The 15,596-nt window shown below is 71.1% G+C and carries 16 protein-coding genes; 8 read left to right on the plus strand and 8 right to left on the minus strand.

All coding sequences use genetic code 11. The annotated features are described in order from the left end of the window. Positions 1 to 3 precede the first annotated feature (3 nt). From FDM97_RS28585 to FDM97_RS28595, 3 genes are all read right to left on the minus strand, one after another. Positions 4 to 1,020: an AAA family ATPase gene (locus FDM97_RS28585; protein WP_137993387.1), complete on the minus strand. Its 1,017-nt coding sequence runs from the start codon at positions 1,018 to 1,020 to the stop codon at positions 4 to 6. A 178-nt stretch (positions 1,021 to 1,198) separates the two neighbouring features. Beyond that, complete coding sequence (locus FDM97_RS28590) at positions 1,199 to 3,478, minus strand: VMAP-C domain-containing protein (protein ID WP_137993388.1); 2,280 nt, start codon at positions 3,476 to 3,478, stop codon at positions 1,199 to 1,201. Further along, positions 3,475 to 3,912: a CU044_2847 family protein gene (locus FDM97_RS28595; protein WP_137993389.1), complete on the minus strand. Its 438-nt coding sequence runs from the start codon at positions 3,910 to 3,912 to the stop codon at positions 3,475 to 3,477. Before FDM97_RS28595 ends, FDM97_RS28590 begins: the two co-directional genes overlap by 4 nt. A gap of 96 nt (positions 3,913 to 4,008) precedes the next feature. Here FDM97_RS28595 and FDM97_RS28600 point away from each other — a divergent pair, with 96 nt between their 5' ends. Then, positions 4,009 to 4,194 carry a DUF6104 family protein gene (locus tag FDM97_RS28600; protein ID WP_137993390.1) on the plus strand — a complete coding sequence of 62 codons (186 nt, stop codon included), beginning with the start codon at positions 4,009 to 4,011 and terminating at the stop codon, positions 4,192 to 4,194. Between the two features lie 63 nt (positions 4,195 to 4,257). On the opposite strand, the gene FDM97_RS28605 is transcribed toward FDM97_RS28600, so the two are convergent. Then, a complete protein-coding gene (locus FDM97_RS28605) occupies positions 4,258 to 5,073 on the minus strand; it encodes a hypothetical protein (protein WP_137993391.1) in 816 nt (271 codons plus the stop codon). A gap of 146 nt (positions 5,074 to 5,219) precedes the next feature. On the opposite strand from FDM97_RS28605, the gene FDM97_RS28610 reads away from it, so the two are divergent. After that, positions 5,220 to 6,089 (plus strand): DUF4097 family beta strand repeat-containing protein, encoded by an 870-nt coding sequence (locus tag FDM97_RS28610; protein ID WP_137993392.1) that lies wholly within the window; start codon positions 5,220 to 5,222, stop codon positions 6,087 to 6,089. 1 nt (position 6,090) lies between these two features. Beyond that, the gene (locus FDM97_RS28615) at positions 6,091 to 7,020 is read left to right on the plus strand and encodes a PadR family transcriptional regulator (RefSeq protein WP_137993393.1); all 930 of its coding nucleotides are present in this window, start codon (positions 6,091 to 6,093) and stop codon (positions 7,018 to 7,020) included. 328 nt (positions 7,021 to 7,348) lie between these two features. Here the strand turns inward: FDM97_RS28615 and FDM97_RS28625 are convergent, their stop codons facing one another. Then, on the minus strand, positions 7,349 to 8,314 hold the full coding sequence (locus FDM97_RS28625; RefSeq protein ID WP_137993395.1) for a zinc-binding dehydrogenase: 966 nt from the start codon (positions 8,312 to 8,314) through the stop codon (positions 7,349 to 7,351). A gap of 177 nt (positions 8,315 to 8,491) precedes the next feature. Then, positions 8,492 to 9,700 carry an NAD(P)-dependent malic enzyme gene (locus tag FDM97_RS28630; protein WP_137993396.1) on the minus strand — a complete coding sequence of 403 codons (1,209 nt, stop codon included), beginning with the start codon at positions 9,698 to 9,700 and terminating at the stop codon, positions 8,492 to 8,494. A gap of 535 nt (positions 9,701 to 10,235) precedes the next feature. Here FDM97_RS28630 and FDM97_RS28635 point away from each other — a divergent pair. From FDM97_RS28635 to FDM97_RS28645, 3 genes are read left to right on the plus strand one after another with little or no spacing between them, the layout of a single operon-like run. Further along, on the plus strand, positions 10,236 to 11,210 hold the full coding sequence (locus tag FDM97_RS28635; RefSeq protein WP_137993397.1) for an ABC transporter substrate-binding protein: 975 nt from the start codon (positions 10,236 to 10,238) through the stop codon (positions 11,208 to 11,210). Positions 11,211 to 11,239: 29 nt separating this feature from the next. Next, on the plus strand, positions 11,240 to 12,181 hold the full coding sequence (locus FDM97_RS28640) for an amino acid ABC transporter permease (RefSeq protein ID WP_137993398.1): 942 nt from the start codon (positions 11,240 to 11,242) through the stop codon (positions 12,179 to 12,181). Beyond that, entirely contained in the window at positions 12,178 to 12,939 is a 762-nt protein-coding gene (locus tag FDM97_RS28645) for an amino acid ABC transporter ATP-binding protein (protein ID WP_137993399.1), read from the plus strand. Before FDM97_RS28640 ends, FDM97_RS28645 begins: the two co-directional genes overlap by 4 nt. Positions 12,940 to 13,025: 86 nt before the next feature. Here FDM97_RS28645 and FDM97_RS28650 read toward each other — a convergent pair whose 3' ends face one another. Then, positions 13,026 to 13,790, minus strand: coding sequence for a class I SAM-dependent methyltransferase (locus FDM97_RS28650; RefSeq protein ID WP_137993400.1), 765 nt, complete (start codon positions 13,788 to 13,790; stop codon positions 13,026 to 13,028). Positions 13,791 to 13,884: 94 nt separating this feature from the next. On the opposite strand from FDM97_RS28650, the gene FDM97_RS28655 reads away from it, so the two are divergent. After that, on the plus strand, positions 13,885 to 14,514 hold the full coding sequence (locus FDM97_RS28655) for a CGNR zinc finger domain-containing protein (RefSeq protein ID WP_137993401.1): 630 nt from the start codon (positions 13,885 to 13,887) through the stop codon (positions 14,512 to 14,514). Here FDM97_RS28655 and sodX read toward each other — a convergent pair. Then, on the minus strand, positions 14,418 to 14,852 hold the full coding sequence (gene sodX, locus FDM97_RS28660) for a nickel-type superoxide dismutase maturation protease (protein WP_137993402.1): 435 nt from the start codon (positions 14,850 to 14,852) through the stop codon (positions 14,418 to 14,420). The genes FDM97_RS28655 and sodX overlap by 97 nt on opposite strands. Positions 14,853 to 15,002: 150 nt before the next feature. On the opposite strand from sodX, the gene sodN reads away from it, so the two are divergent. Then, on the plus strand, positions 15,003 to 15,398 hold the full coding sequence (gene sodN, locus FDM97_RS28665; RefSeq protein WP_137993403.1) for a superoxide dismutase, Ni: 396 nt from the start codon (positions 15,003 to 15,005) through the stop codon (positions 15,396 to 15,398). Positions 15,399 to 15,596 lie beyond the last annotated feature (198 nt).

The raw sequence follows: 15,596 nt of genomic DNA on the forward strand, positions 1-15,596 counted from the left end.
CCATCACCTCGGCTGATCGAGCGGCTGCATGAGCATGTCCGCGATGCGTTCCCTGGTCACCCGCTCGGTGCGGGGGGCGTGCTGGGTCAGGTAGAGAGCGTTGAGCAGCTGGTCGGTGGCGATGACCTCGCCGGGCTCCCGGTTCAGGAAGCGGCCGACCAGGCCCTGGCCGGCCTCGTCGGCGGCGGCCTCCGTCCCGAGGTGTGCCTCGATCATGGCGCCGAGCTGCTCCTCGCCCGGCGGTTCCAGCTCCAGGCGGATGCAGCGGCGCAACAGGGCGGCGGGGAAGTCCCGTTCGCCGTTGGAGGTGAGCACGATGAACGGGAAGGTCGTACAGCGGATTCTGCCGCCCTGCACGGGGACCTTGCGGCCGTCGTCGGTGAGCACCTCGACGACCGGTTCCCGGTCGGCGAGCCGTTCCAGCTCGGGGATGGCGAACTCGCCCTCCTCCAAGGCGTTCAGCAGGTCGTTCGGCAGGTCGAGGTCGCTCTTGTCGAGCTCGTCGATGAGCAGGACGCGGGGCAGTTCGGAGGGGAGCAGCGCGGTGCCGAGCGGGCCGAGCCTGATGTACGAGCCGATGCCGGCCGGGGCCGCGGCCGCCGAGCCGGGCGATCCCGCCTGGGCCCGTTCCAGCTGGACGTCCTGGAGGCGGCCGATGGCGTCGTAGCGGTAGAGCCCGTCCTGGAGGGTCGTCCGGCTGACGATCGGCCAGCGCAGCACCCGGCCGAGGCGCAGCTCGTGGGCGACGGCGTGGGCGAGGGTGGACTTGCCGGTGCCGGGGTTGCCGGTGACCAGGAGCGGCCTGCGCAGATACAGGGCGGCGTTGACGGCGTCGGTCTCGGCGGGGCGCGGGTGGTGGTTCTGGACGAGCCGCCGCCGTACGCCGAGCCGCCGGTCGGAACCGGCGAGGGTGTCGTCGGCTCCGCCGGCCGAGAAGTCGCGCCACGGCGGCGGCGCGGGCAGGCGCTGTATCTCGTCGTGAGGATGGCCGGCACCACGGTAGATCCGCCAATCGTTCACGATGAACTCCTCCTGGCTGTCGTGGCATGGCGCGGTGTGGTGGCGTGGCGTGCTGGCGCGGCGTTCCGGGGCGGGCGGCGTGCTGGGGTACGAGGGCCGGATCCGTCGAAGGTACCGCCCGGTTGCCGGGGCTGCCGACGCTCAATCCGGACCGTTTGTCCGGGTGTTCGCCGCCCGGTCACGGGTCCTCCTCACCGAGCAGGGGAGGAACGTACAGCGGCTCGTCGACCAGCGGAGGACGGTCGGGCGGGTCGAGGAGGACGCTCACGTTCTCCGCCCACGCGTCCGCGGCCCGGTCCCGTGGATCGGCCTCCTCGTCGCCCGCTCTGATCCGCAGGGTGCGGATCGGCCGGTGCAGCCCCTCGGCCCGCCCGGCCTCGGCGAGCAGGAGACCCGCCTTCTCGTGGAACTCGGCGCAGTCGGTGTGCTGGTGGGCGCTGTGGCGCCACAGGGCGATCGGGTGGCCGGCGGTGAGCGCCGCGGCCATGGCTCTGAAGCCCTCCCCGCTGCCGACCGGGCCACAGAAGACCGGTACGGAGCCGTTCTCGGCGTCGAGGAGGCGGACGAGGGCCTGTTTCGGGGTCTCGCGGCGCAAGTGCGGGGTGTGGGCGTCGGGCCCGGCGCCGGGCGCTTCGGCGCGCAGCGGTATCGCCTTGAGCGGTCCCTCCTTCGCGGCCTGCCAGCGGTCGCGCCACTCGGGCGAGGCGGGGCGGCTGCGGCGGGCGACGTCGCGGATGACGACGATCCGGCGCTGGCCGAGGGTCAGCGCGTGCTCGTCGACGAGCCGGCCGTCCGCCGAGGGACACCAGGTGTCGAGGGGAAGGTCGAACAGCTCGCGGGGCAACCACGCCTCGACGGCGGCCAGTCGACCGCCGCTGTCGCCGTGCCGCAGCGCCTCGGCGAGCGGGGCGCACAGAGCCGCGGCCAGCTCCTCGCGCGCCGCTCCGGTCTTCGCGTCGTGCAGCGGGCTGATCGTCCGGCCGTCGAAGAGGAGGCTCACCTGCCAGTGGTAGCGGGAGCTGTACGGGACGGCGTCGACCCGCACGATCACATCGGCCCGCGCCCCGCGCTCCCGTACGGCGGTGGTGTCGGGCGGCCCGGCGGGGATCTGGCCCTCGTGGGCCTGGTCTTCGTGGGCCTGGTCTTCGTGCGCCTGGTCTTCGTGGGCCTGGTCTTCGTGCGCCTGGTCTTCGTGCGCCTGGTCGGCTGGGGCCTGGTCCTCGTGGGCCTGACCGGCTGGGGCCTGGTCCGCGTGGGCCTGGCCGGCTCGGGGCAGGCCTGCCGGCGCTTCTCCTGCGGTCGCGTGGCCGGGCGTCGCTCCGTCCCCGTCCGGGGCGAGCAGACCGGCGATCTCCTCCTGGATGACCGGGTGGGCCTCGACGGCCTCGTCCTCGATCCAGTCGGCCAGGCTCCGTACGGCGGGGCTCTCGCCGTGCAGTTCGAGGGTGTGGCGGACGACCTGCGCCGCGTAGAGGAACACGGCGTTGAGACCGAGGTCCTCGATGGCCTCCTGGGCCGGGTCGCGCAGTTCGTGGAGCAGCCCGACGCCCTCGCGCCAGGTGCGTGGGTCGGCTTCGAGCACGGACTGGAAGTCCTCGTGCAGGACCCGGCGCTTGACCTCGTCGACGAGGTGCAGCACGTCGCCGGGTCCGGCGGGCGGGGGCAGTTCGGCGAGACGCCCGTACAGCTGGATACGGCGACCGGGGCCGACGCCCCGGGTGGTGGGCGGCCGCAGCCGGATCTGCTCCCGGGTCCAGTCGGGTGCTCCGGAGAGGCGTCGGTAGCGGGCAAGGTGGTGGCGGTCGTGATCGCGCATGACCTCGTGGAGGATCTCGCCGCCGGGCACGTCGTGCAGTTCGCGCAGCGAGGTGATGGGGACGGCGGCGCCCTCGTCGCGGCCGCGTCCCTTGTTGATACCGATGACGGCGCCCCGGTTCCGGTCGACGACCGGCCCGCCGGACAGGCCCTCCACGGGTAACGTCCAGCGCAGCAGGAGCGCTCCGCCGTCGGCTCCGTGCGCCTCGCCGACGGCCTGGCGGATCCCGAGGCCGCCGGCCTGCAGGGACCAGCCGTGCAGGCTGACGTCGATGGGCCGGGTGATGACGGGCGGGCGTTCGCTGAGGCGTACGCAGGAGACGTCGCGGGCCTCGGGGACGTGGACGAGGGCGATGTCGGGGAAGTCCCAGCGGTCGGGCTCCCGTTCGGGCGGGTCGGGGTGCGGCTTGGCCAGGACCACCTGGCCGGTGGCCGATCCGCCCTGCCAGGTCACGCCGACGGCCCGCTCGTGTCTCCACACCGCGCTTCCCCCCTTGGCCACGACGTGCGCGCAGGTCAGCACCCAGGCGGGGGCGATGAAGAAGCCGGTGCCCCAGTACCGGTCGCCGCCCCGCTCATACCCATCGGCGGGATCGGAGATGCGCACCAGTGCAGGGCGCACCAGAGCGTCGAGGGCGCTCATACGGCGCCATCGGCCGCCGGGGCGGTCGTGGGCGGGGGCGCGGCGCCGGGCGCGCCCTGGGCGGGGATCGACGCGGCGGTCGCGGGCGGGGCCCCCGCAGGCTGCGGTCCCGGTTCGGTCCAGGTCAGGGAGACCGAGATCGATGCCGTACCGCCGCCGTCCGCGAGGACGCCGATCACCTTGCCCGCCTGCGCGGACAGTTCGATGCCGAAGCTGACGGCGACCTCGACCGGTGCCTGCGGGTCGAGCCCCGCCCGCAGCGAGCCGACCACCCCCCGTACGACATCGGTGAGTCCCCCGGCCATCGAGACGACCCGGTCGCCGATGCCGGTGTCCGTGAAGCCGCCGCCCTGGTCGAGTTCGTCGGGCTCACTGATCCTGGCCCACACAGGCGTGCCGTCGTCCAGTCGTATACGAGCGATCCCATGCGTCACAGCGGCCCCCCGCTCCCCGAAACGATGATGAAGAAGGCTAATCGCTGCCGCTGACAAGCGCGAGGGGCCGTCGGCACCACGGCCTATCCTGATCGCATGTACTTCACTGACCGTGGCATCGAGGAACTGGAGAAGCGGCGCGGCGAGGAGGAGATCTCCTTCGAGTGGCTCGCCGAGCAGCTGCGGACGTTCGTCGATCTCAACCCCGACTTCGAGGTGCCGGTCGAGCGCCTCGCGACCTGGCTGGCCCGTCTGGACGACGACGAGGACGACGACGAGTAGCGGCGACCCGCTCTCGGGTCACCCGCTTCTGGGCCACCCGGTTCCAGGTCACCCGCTCTCGGGTCACAGGCCGCGCAGGCGGTCGTAGGCAAGACCCAGCGCCCCGTGCGCGACGAGGAGCGCCCCCGCCGCCGTCCAGCCCCCGCTGCGGCGGCCGATGCCCCAGGCGAGCAGCGGCAGACCGGCCCCGAGCTGCACCGCGGCGAGCAGCCGGGCCCGGGGGCCGCGCAGATACAGGCCGAGGCTGCCGCCCTCCACCGCGTCGAGCTCGGCGCGCACGGCATCACGCCAGCCGGACCACACCAGCTCTTCGGCCCCCTGGGCCAGGGCGACCGAGCGGAGCCGGTCGGCGCTCTCGCCGGGGGTCACTCCCGTGGGCAGGCTCAGTCCGATGCGGGCGAGGACCGCGGTCAGGCCGATGAGCCGGGCGTGGGCGTCGGCGTCCTTGTCGGTTCGGGTGAGCGGTTCCAGGGCCTGGACGTCCAGGACGGGGTCGAGGGCGAGCCGGGCCGCGAAGGTGCGCATGGCCTCGTCCTCGCCGACCGGGGTGCCGTCCGCGAGCCAGGTGTAGCCGACGGTGCGGCGGAATCCGGCGGCGAGGGTGAATCCGGCCCGGTCCGTGTCCCACCAGAGGGCGAGGACGGGCCAGGTGGCGGCGGAGACGGCCAGCGCGGTGGCCCAGCCGGTGACGACCCGTTCGACGGGCTCGCCGCCGTGGAGCCAGGGCTTTCCCTCGGGGACGATGACGCTCCATTCGGTTCCGGCCGGGGCGAGGAGGAGCTGTTCCCGCAGCAGTTGGGCCGGCGGGCGGACGGCCGGGGGCTCGGCACGGCAGAGCAGCAGCGCCCCGACGGGGCTCGGTCCGGATGTCGCGTTCATGGCCCTACGCTAAGTCAATTTGTCCATGTACGAGGGTGAATGTCCGCGCGCGCCCACACCGAACGGGGGTTGACTTCCCCGGGCCGCGATATATCGTGTTGATGAGAGACGCGATATGTTGCGTCACCGAACGGGAGGTCAGCACGATGACAGAGTGGTCCGTGTCCGAGCCGACGAAACTCACGCTGACCGATCCCGTGACCCGCCTCCAGGTCCGCATCGTCAACGGAACGGTGAACGTGGTGGGCACCGACGAGGGTTCCGCCCGCCTGGAGGTCTCCTCCGTCGAGGGCCCGCCGCTGATCGTGACCCAGGAGGGCTCGACCCTGACGGTCAGCTACGAGGACCTGCACTGGAAGGGCTTCCTCAAGTGGTTCGACCGCAAGGGACACCGCCGCAGGGCCGTGGTCTCGGTGGCCGTCCCTGCCGGCACGGACGTCGAGGTGGGCGTGATCGGCGCCGGCGCGGTGATCTCCGGCGTCAAGGGCCGTACGGACGTCCGGGGCGTCACGGGTGACACGACGCTCGTCGGGCTCGCCGGGCCGGTCCGCGCGGAGACGATCTCCGGCTGCCTGGAGGCCCAGTCCGTCACGGGCGCGCTGCGGGTCAACTCGGTGACCGGCGACGTCACGGTCATCGAGGGCGCGGGCGCCTCCGTGAAGGCCGAAACGATCAGCGGGGACATGGTGATCGACCTCGACGCCGCCGACCTGGACGGACCGCCCGCCGACATCCGGCTGACCAGCGTCTCCGGCGAGGTCGCCATCCGGCTTCCGCACCCGGCGGACGCCCGGGTCGAGGCGAACACGACGAGCGGCTCCGTCTCCAACGCCTTCGACGACCTGCGGGTCGACGGACAGTGGGGCGCCAAGAGCATCACCGGCACGCTCGGGGCGGGCCGCGGCACGCTCAGGGCGACGACGGTCTCGGGCTCGATCGCCCTGCTGCGCCGCCCTGAGGCGGCCGACGACGGCGGCTTCGACGCCGCCCCCTCCACCTCCGGAAAGGTGCTCTGACATGGCGCCCGTCTTCGCCCACGGCCGACTGCGCCTCTATCTGCTCAAGCTCCTCGACGAGGCCCCTCGCCACGGCTACGAAGTGATCCGGCTCCTGGAGGAGCGCTTCCAGGGCCTGTACGCGCCCTCGGCCGGCACGGTCTATCCGCGGCTGGCCAAGCTGGAGGCCGAGGGTCTGGTCACGCACGCCACCGAGGGCGGCCGCAAGGTGTACTCGATCACCGACGCGGGCCGCGCGGAGCTGGCCGGGCGCGTCGACGAACTGGCCGACCTGGAGCAGGAGATCCGCGAGTCGGTCTCCGAGCTGGCCGCCGAGATCCGTGACGACGTGCGCGGGGCGGCGGGCAAGCTGCGCAGCGAGATGCGCGCGGCGGCGAGCGAGAGCCGGCACAAGGACTCCGCGTTCGCCGAGGTCAAGGAGGAGATGCGCCGCGCCAAGCAGGAGTGGAGGGAGCAGACCCGCCAGGCCCGCGCGGAGGCGCAGTCGGCCCGCCGCCAGGCCAAGGAGTTCCAGCGGATCGCCAAGCAGGTCCAGGACGAGGTCCAGGACCGCTTCGCGCGCGGCGACTGGCCCTCAGGGGTCTGGGAGGGCCTCTCGGACATCACGGCCCAGCTGGGCGGCCTGGTCACGGGCACGACACACCCCAAGGCGGCCGAGTCCTGCGACACCCCCGAGCAGGCCGCTTCGGGGTGGAGGGCCCCGGAGGGGGCGGCCCCTGAGTGGGCCTCCGACACCGCCTCCACCGGCGACCCGGCCCGTGACCTGGACCGGCTCCTGGACCGCTTCCGCGACGACATCCGCGACGCGGCCCGTGACCATGGGGTGACGGAGGCCCAGCTGACCGAGGCACGCCGCCACCTGTCGACGGCGGCGGCGCACCTCACGGCCCTGCTCCACCCGCAAGCCGGAAAGCAGGGGCAGAGCCGCTGACCCGGCGGTGTCCAACCGTGCCCGTCCGTGCCGGGGCTGCCACCCCGGCGCGGACGACCGAGGGCGGTCTCGGCCTCAGCCCCGGGTGACGTGCACCGTCACCCGGGCACCCGGGGCCGCCACCACCCACGCCCGGCCCTCGCCCCCGCGCAGCACGACCGCCTCGCCCCGGGCCGCGATCTTCCAGGGGCCCGGCGGAAGGGGCGCAGCGTTCGCGGCGTTCGCGACAAGGGAACCTCCGGCACGACGGTGTGTTCGCAGTGCCGGAGATCCCATCAGCGGATCTGACGATCCATCAAGACATCGTCAGGACATGGTCAGGACATGGTCAGGACATGGTGAGGACGATCTTCCCGAAGAGCTCGCCCGAGGCCATCTTCTCGAAGCCCTCGCGCGCCCGGTCCAGCGGCAGCACGTCGTCGATCACCGGCCGGACGCCGGTGGCCGCACAGAACGACAGCAGGTCCTCCAGCTCGTCCTTCGAGCCCATCGTCGAGCCGACGATCTTCAGCTCCAGGAAGAAGACCCGGGTCAGCTCGGCGTGCGAGGGCCGGTCGCCGCTCGTCGCGCCCGAGATCACCAGGGTGCCGCCGGGCCGCAGCGACTTGACCGAGTGCGACCAGGTGGCCGCGCCGACGGTCTCGATGACGGCGTCCACGCGCCGCGGAAGGCGCGCGCCCGGCTCGTACGCCTCGACGGCGCCGAGCTCGACGGCCCGCTTGCGCTTGGCCTCGTCGCGGCTGGTGGCGAAGACGCGCAGGCCGGCGGCCTTGCCGAGCACGATCGCCGCGGTGGCGACGCCGCCGCCCGCGCCCTGCACCAGGATCGAGTCGCCGGGGCGCACGCCGGCGTTGGTGAACAGCATGCGGTACGCGGTGAGCCAGGCGGTCGGGAGGCAGGCGGCCTCCTCGAAGGAGAGCTCCTCGGGCTTCGGGAGCACGTTCCAGGTGGGCACGGTGACGCGCTCGGCGAAGGTGCCCTGGTAGCGCTCGGTCAGGATGGAGCGGGGCTCGTCGGGCCCGACTCCGTGACCGGTCTGGCCGATGACGGAGTGCAGGACCACCTCGTTGCCGTGCTCGTCGATGCCGGCGGCGTCGCAGCCGAGGATCATCGGCAGCTTCTCCTCGGGCAGTCCGACCCCGCGCAGCGACCACAGGTCGTGGTGGTTGAGGGAGGCGGCCTTGACGGTGACGGTGGTCCACCCGGGACGCACCTCGGGCTCGGGCCGTTCGCCCAGCTCAAGGCCGTTCAGCGGCTGGTCGCGGTCGATTCGGGCGGCGTAGGCAGCGAACATGGCCATGAGCGTAGGGTCACCCACGGGGATGGCGGAACCACGCACCGATGTGACGCACGTCCCCCCTTCCATGACGCTCGGTTCACCTCCGGGCGCCCTTCGGCCCACGCGCGAGGCCCGGCACACGAAAGGGCCCCGCTCCTCGGGGAGCGGGGCCCTTCATGCGTACGGACCGCGTCAGCGGCGCGCCACGCCCTCGGCGCGGGCCGCGGCCGCCACCGCGGCCGTGACGGCCGGGGCGACGCGCTCGTCGAACGGCGACGGGATCACGTAGTCGGCGGCGAGCTGGTCGCCCACCACGTCCGCCAGCGCGTTCGCCGCGGCGATCTTCATGCCTTCGGTGATCCGGGAGGCCCGGACCTGGAGGGCGCCCGCGAAGATGCCGGGGAAGGCGAGGACGTTGTTGATCTGGTTCGGGTAGTCCGAACGGCCGGTCGCCACGACTGCCGCGTACTTGTGCGCGATGTCGGGGTGGACCTCGGGGTTCGGGTTGGCCATGGCGAACACGAACGCGTTCGGCGCCATCGAGGCCACCGCGGCCTCCGGGACCGTACCGCCGGAGACGCCGATGAAGACGTCCGCGCCGGCCAGGGCGGTCTCCAGGGAGCCGGAGAGGCCGGCCTTGTTGGTGATCTCCGCGAGCTCGCGCTTGACCGGGGTCAGGTCGTCGCGGTCGCGGCTGACGATGCCCTTGCGGTCCGCGACGGCCACGTCGCCGAGCCCCGCCTCGAGGAGGAACTTGGCGATGGCGACCCCGGCCGCGCCGGCGCCGGAGATCACTCCGCGCAGGTCACCGAGGGTGCGGCCGGTCAGCTTCGCCGCGTTGCGCAGCGCGGCGAGGGTGACGACGGCCGTGCCGTGCTGGTCGTCGTGGAAGACGGGGATGTCGAGTCGCTCCTGGAGCTTGCGCTCGATCTCGAAGCACCTCGGCGCCGAGATGTCCTCCAGGTTCACTCCACCGAAGGAGGGGGCGAGCCGGACGACGGTCTCCACGATCTCGTCCGCGTCGGTGGTGGCGAGCGCGATCGGGACCGCGTCCACGCCGCCGAACTGCTTGAAGAGGATCGCCTTCCCCTCCATGACCGGAAGCGAGGCCTCCGGCCCGATGTCGCCGAGTCCGAGCACTGCCGTTCCGTCGGTCACGACGGCGACGACCTGAGACTTCCAGGTGTAGTCGTGGACCAGCTCCGGCTGCTCGGCGATTGCGGTGCACACCTTGGCGACGCCGGGCGTGTACGCGAGGGACAGGTCGTCCTTGTCGCGCAGCGGCACCGTGGCCGAGATGGCCATCTTGCCGCCGCGGTGCAGCGCGAAGGCCGGATCGAAGGGCTCCTGAGCCCCTTCCGTGCCGCTCTCGCTTCGAGGATTGACGATCTCCGCTGCCATTGGGTTGACCCCTTAAGTCTTCATCATTTGAGGGTGGCCACTCCTGGTTGAGGAGGGGTGGGCGGGTCCCGCGGTCGCCGTGTCTGGCAACCGCGCGGGCGCGCCGCACAACGCGCCCTGAGCCCCGGATGAGGGGTGTAAGGATCCTTCTTACCGGACGTACGTAACCGTAGACGAGTCCAATTCGGAGCGGTGACGCGCCTCATACAGCCGTATCGGCCCCTTGCGCAGAGCGCGCACCTCGCCCCAAGTCCGGACAAGTGCTTCCGTACACCGGATCAGGGCATTCGTGTCGTCCAAATGGCGAGATCAACCGGAGATTTTCCGGTCCGGGGTAGGTATCTCCGGAGAAGGTCCGGCCTTGATGTACCGGCTGGTAGCGAATCGGGGGTCACCCGTTATCCGATTTTGACATGCGTGGCCGCCCGAATCGGGTAGTCCGAATGGCAAGATGCCGTAATCACACGAGGTCGCGACACCCGAAGGTGCGTGCGCGGCCTATGGCAACTCCCTCACCTGCCGGAGGAACCCGACCATGACCGCACGCTCCACGCGCTGTACGACTGTCGCCAAGACCCGCACGTCCCGTCTTGCCGCGGTCGCCGCCATCGCGGTCGCCGGCTCCATGCTGCTGACCGCGTGTGGAGACCAGACCGAGGGCGGCTCGACCCCCGAAGGCGGCAAGACCGGGGCCGCCTCGACCGCCCCGCTCTTCTCCAAGCTGCCCGCCGACATCCAGAAGGCCGGCGTCATCAAGGTCGGCACGGACGCCACGTACGCCCCGATGGAGTTCAAGGAGGGCGACAAGATCGTCGGTGTCGACCCCGACATCGCTGCCGCTCTGTCCAAGCAGCTCGGTGTGAAGTTCGAGTTCGCCAGTGGCACGTTCGACACGCTGCTCACCGCGCTGCCCACCGGCCGCACGGACATCGTGATGTCCTCGATGACCGACACCAAGGCCCGCCAGGAGGGCCTGGACGACAAGGGCCAGAAGGTCGGCACGGGTGTCGACTTCGTCGACTACTTCACCGCCTCCACCGGCATCCTGGTGAAGAAGGGCAACCCGGAGAACATCCAGTCCCTCGACGACCTGTGCGGCAAGAAGCTCGCCGTGCAGCGCGGTACGACGTACGAGCAGGCCGCGAAGGACCAGGCCGAGAAGTGCAAGAAGGAGGGCAAGCCCGCGCTGACCTTCGAGTCCTTCCCGACGGACGCCGAGGCCCAGACCCGCGTCAAGGCGGGCGGCGCCGTCGCCGACCTGAACGACTCGCCGGTCGCCGCGTACATCGCGAAGACCGCGGGCGGTGGCAACGACTTCGAGGCCATCGCCAACAAGACGGACGCCGGCTTCTTCGGCATCGCCGTCGACAAGAAGGACACCCAGCTGCGCGACGCCATCAAGGAAGCGCTGGACGCGATCATCAAGGACGGCACGTACAAGGCCGCCCTCGACAAGTGGAACGCCGCTGACGGCGCCATCCCCGCGGCCAAGATCAACGGCGGCTCCTGACCTCCACGTACCACTGAAGGGCAGTCGTTGTGACTGACAAGCTCGACAAGGTTCCCGCCGGGGCGTCACCCGCCCCGGCGGGGGTCCCGCCGGAGGCCATCAAGGCCATTCCGGTCCGCCACTACGGGCGCTGGGTAGCCGGTGTCGTGGTGGTCGCCCTGCTGGGGCTCCTCGGGTACGCCTTCTCCCAGGGCGACGTGCGCTGGGCCACCGTGCCGGAGAAGCTGTTCGACTCCACCATCCTGAGCGGTCTCTGGCACACCATCCTGATCAGCGTGGCCTCGATGGCCCTCGGTCTGGTCCTCGGCGTGCTGTTCGCCGTGATGCGTCTGTCCAAGAACCCGGTGACCAGTTCGGTCGCCTGGCTCTACATCTGGGTCTTCCGCGGCACGCCGGTCTACGTGCAGCTGCTGATCTGGTTCAGCCTCGCCCTGATCTTCCCGGTGTTCAACATCGGGTTCTACAAGGACGAGATGACCGATGTCATGACCCCCTTCCTGGCCGCCCTGCTGGGCCTCGGCCTGAACGAGGGCGCGTACATGGCGGAGATCGTCCGGGCGGGTATCCAGTCCGTCGACGAGGGCCAGACCGAGGCCTCGCACGCGCTGGGCATGAGCCAGGCGAAGACCATGCGGCGTGTGGTGCTCCCCCAGTCGATGCGGGTGATCATCCCGCCGACCGGGAACGAGTTCATCAACATGCTGAAGACCTCGTCCCTGGTCGTGGCCGTGCAGTACCCGGATCTGCTGCGCGCCGCGCAGGACATCGCCTCGACCTCGTTCGCGGTCATGGAGATGTTCTTCGTCGCCTCGATCTGGTACCTGATCCTGACCTCGGTGTTCAGCGTCGGCCAGTACTACCTGGAGCGGCACTACGCCCGTGGTTCGCTGCGGTCCCTGCCGCCCACGCCGTGGCAGAAGATCAAGGCGAACCTCTCCCGATTCTCCAACCGTGAGGCGGTGGCCAAGTGACTGCCATGGTGAAGGCCGAGGGCGTCCACAAGTCCTACGGTGCCGCCCACATCCTCAAGGGCATCGACCTCGAGGTGAACAACGGCGAGGTGTTCTGCCTGATCGGCCCGTCCGGTTCCGGCAAGTCCACCTTCCTGCGGTGCATCAACCACCTGGAGAAGATCAACGCCGGCCGGCTGTACGTCGACGGCGAGCTGGTGGGCTACCGCCAGAAGGGCGACAAGCTCTACGAGCTGAAGGACAGCGAGGTCGCGGCCCAGCGCCGGGACATCGGCATGGTCTTCCAGCGCTTCAACCTGTTCCCGCACATGACGGCCCTGGCCAATGTCATGGAGGCGCCGATCCAGGTGAAGGGTGAGACGCGTGCCGTGGCCCGCGAGCGGGCCGAGCGGCTCCTGGACCGGGTCGGTCTGGCCGACAAGGCCGGGAACTATCCCTCGCAGCTCTCCGGCGGGCAGCAGCAGCGTGTCGCCATCGCCCGTGCGCTGGCGATGGAGCCGAAGCTGATGCTCTTCGACGAGCCGACGTCGGCGCTCGACCCGGAGCTGGTGGGTGACGTCCTGGACGTCATGCGCGATCTCGCCGAGTCGGGCATGACGATGGTCGTCGTCACCCACGAGATGGGCTTCGCCCGCGAGGTCGGCGACAACCTCGTGTTCATGGACGGCGGTGTGGTGGTCGAGTCCGGCCACCCGCGCGACGTCCTGACGAAACCGCAGCACGACCGGACGAAGGCGTTCCTGTCCAAGGTGCTTTAAGCGGCAGTACGGGAAGGGGCGGTACGGGAATCCCGTACCGCCCCTTCCCGTCTGCCCCGCCCGTCCCCGCCCGTCCCCGTCCGTGCTCACTTCACCGCGAGCACCATCGTGTCCGACGGCGACGCCCAGACCTGCCGCGCCTCCGCGAAGCCCGCGGCGCGCAGGATCTCGGCGTGGCGGCGGGCGGACGGCATGTCGCCGTCGGCGTGCTCGCCGTAGATCTCGAAGCGGCGGGCGGTCGGCTCGGCGAGGACGGGGTCCTTGGCGGCCAGGGCCCACCAGTCGGCCCAGTCGAGGACGCCGGCGGCCTTGGCGCGGTCCATGCGGGCATGGCGGTGGGCGCGCTCGGCGGCGTTGATGCGCGGGGTGGTCTCGTCGATCATGTGGTCGGCGTTCATGAAGACGCCGCCGTCACGGACCACCCCGGCGAGCCGGCCGTAGAGCGCGGTGAGCGGCTCGGTGTGGAGCCAGTGCAGTGCGGTGGCGGTGAGCACGGCGTCGTACGAGCCGTGGGGCAGCGCCCGCGTCCAGGACGGGTCCTTGAGGTCGGCGGTCACGAAGGTGACGCGCTCGTCGCCGGCGAAGTAGCCCTCGGCGATGGTGAGCAGCGCGGGGTCGAGGTCGACGCCGACGCTGGTCGCCCCCGGGAACCGCTTGAGCAGTCGATCCGTAATACTCCCTGTACCGCACGCCAGGTCGAGGACGCGGGGCTCCGGCCCCACCACGGCCTCGACCATGTCGAGCATCACGCGGAACCGCTCCTCGCGGTCCGGCATGTACCACTCCTGCTGACGGTCCCAGCTCTCCTGCCAGGCCGCCCAGTCGGTTCCGGTCGCCGTCGCGTCCGCCATCGCCGTACCTCACCCTCTTCGTAATACCCTCGAAGGGGGACCATCGCTTACCCCTTCCGCCACCGACCCTAGACCGCCGGAGTAAGGACTACAAGTGGAACTGGCCTATTACTCGGACTACGCCGTGCGTCTGGTCAACACCGAGGAGCCCGCCCGCAACAAGGACTCCCTGACCTCGGTCGAGGCGGTACGCGAACTCTTCGGCCCGTCCACCCAGATGGCCCGGCGCGTGGCGGACGCCGACGTGACGCGCTTCCGCTCGGTACGCACCCGGCTGCGGGCGATCTTCGCCGCCGCCGACGAGGGCGACCACACGCAGGCGGTGGACCTGCTCAACTCGCTGCTCCTGGAGTTCCCGGTCAGCCCGCAGATCTCGGGGCACGACTACCTGGACGACGAGGGCCGGCCGCGCTGGCACATGCACCTCGCCGACCACCCCTCGAACGCGACCGCGGGCTACGCGGCCATCGCGGCGATGGGACTCGCCTTCCACCTCACGGAGTTCGGCGCCGACCGGCTCGGCCTGTGCCAGGCGTCGCCGTGCCGCAACGCCTACCTCGACACCTCGACCAACCGCTCCCGCCGCTACTGCTCGGACCGCTGCGCGACCCGCGCCAACGTGGCCGCCTACCGGGCCCGCAAGCGCCTGGAGGCCGAACGGGCCGACCGTACGGGCCTGACGGCCGAGAGCAGCCAGGGGAACACCACGCCGGCCGACCGCTGACGCCCGGGCGTGAGGGGCCGGTACCTCGCCCGTACGCGCCCCAGGACCAGCTCGGCCGGCACGGCGCCGAAGACCCGGCTGTCGCCCTCGGTGTCCGGGTTGTCCCCGAGCACCCACCAGCCGGCGCCCTGTCGCTCGATCAGACGCTTGACGATGAGCAGGTCCTGCTGGAGCGGATGACGCAGCACGGCCACGCTCCCGGGCCGCAGCCGTGCCCCGTAGTGCACGAGGAGCTGGTCGCCGTGGAGCAGCGTGGGCACCATGGACACCCCCGTCACCTCGGCGATCCCGAACAACGGCCCGGACCCCCGCCCCGGCTCCCGCCCCGCGTCCGTCATCCGGCACCTCCCGGTCCGATCGTCCACTCGTACACGAGTCCCATGGTGACCCTGGACTTTTGTCCTAAGCCGCAGGGGGCGCTCGCGAAAACAGCCTTCTCGGGGAGTAATCTCCCACCTGAGAAGACGATCACGAGGAAGGACAGCTGCATGCTCTCCCGCCTGTTTGCCCCCAAGGTGAAGGTCAGCGCCCACTGCGACCTCCCCTGCGGTGTCTACGACCCGGCCCAGGCCCGGATCGAGGCCGAGTCGGTCAAGGCCGTCCAGGAGAAGTACCAGGCCAACGAGGACGCGCACTTCCGCGCGCGTGCCACGGTCATCAAGGAGCAGCGCGCGGAGCTCGCGAAGCACCACATCTCGGTGCTGTGGAGCGACTACTTCAAGCCCCCGCACTTCGAGAAGTACCCCGAGCTGCACCAGCTCATCAACGACACCCTGAAGGCCCTCTCGGCCGCCAAGGCGTCGACGGACCCGAAGACGGGCGAGAAGGCGCTGGAGCTCATCGCCGAGGTCGACCGGATCTTCTGGGAGACCAAGAAGGCTTGATCTCAGCCTGGGCCGTCTGACCTGCCCTTACGCGGGTCGCACTGCCTACCTGTCCGCACCCGGTCCGCAGGCCGCCGAGCACGGCGTCCATGGCGGCCCGGGTGTGGTCTTCTTCCCACCGTGATCACGGCGGACGCGTACTCGAGGACCAACTGCACCTGCTTGCCGCTCGCGCCGCCGGCGATGAGGGCGGGCGTA

Source organism: Streptomyces vilmorinianum, assembly GCF_005517195.1.
Lineage (GTDB): Bacteria > Actinomycetota > Actinomycetes > Streptomycetales > Streptomycetaceae > Streptomyces > Streptomyces vilmorinianum.

Excerpts from the sequence above, each read along its gene's own strand:
- sodN (WP_137993403.1), top strand. The coding sequence starts at position 15,003 with ATGCTCTCCCGCCTGTTTGCCCCCAAGGTGAAGGTCAGCGCCCACTGC.
- FDM97_RS28625 (WP_137993395.1), bottom strand. The coding sequence starts at position 8,314 with ATGTTCGCTGCCTACGCCGCCCGAATCGACCGCGACCAGCCGCTGAAC.
- sodX (WP_137993402.1), bottom strand. The coding sequence starts at position 14,852 with ATGACGGACGCGGGGCGGGAGCCGGGGCGGGGGTCCGGGCCGTTGTTC.
- FDM97_RS28590 (WP_137993388.1), bottom strand. The coding sequence starts at position 3,478 with ATGAGCGCCCTCGACGCTCTGGTGCGCCCTGCACTGGTGCGCATCTCC.
- FDM97_RS28600 (WP_137993390.1), top strand. The coding sequence starts at position 4,009 with ATGTACTTCACTGACCGTGGCATCGAGGAACTGGAGAAGCGGCGCGGC.
- FDM97_RS28610 (WP_137993392.1), top strand. The coding sequence starts at position 5,220 with ATGACAGAGTGGTCCGTGTCCGAGCCGACGAAACTCACGCTGACCGAT.
- FDM97_RS28605 (WP_137993391.1), bottom strand. The coding sequence starts at position 5,073 with ATGAACGCGACATCCGGACCGAGCCCCGTCGGGGCGCTGCTGCTCTGC.
- FDM97_RS28650 (WP_137993400.1), bottom strand. The coding sequence starts at position 13,790 with ATGGCGGACGCGACGGCGACCGGAACCGACTGGGCGGCCTGGCAGGAG.
- FDM97_RS28615 (WP_137993393.1), top strand. The coding sequence starts at position 6,091 with ATGGCGCCCGTCTTCGCCCACGGCCGACTGCGCCTCTATCTGCTCAAG.
- FDM97_RS28635 (WP_137993397.1), top strand. The coding sequence starts at position 10,236 with ATGACCGCACGCTCCACGCGCTGTACGACTGTCGCCAAGACCCGCACG.
- FDM97_RS28630 (WP_137993396.1), bottom strand. The coding sequence starts at position 9,700 with ATGGCAGCGGAGATCGTCAATCCTCGAAGCGAGAGCGGCACGGAAGGG.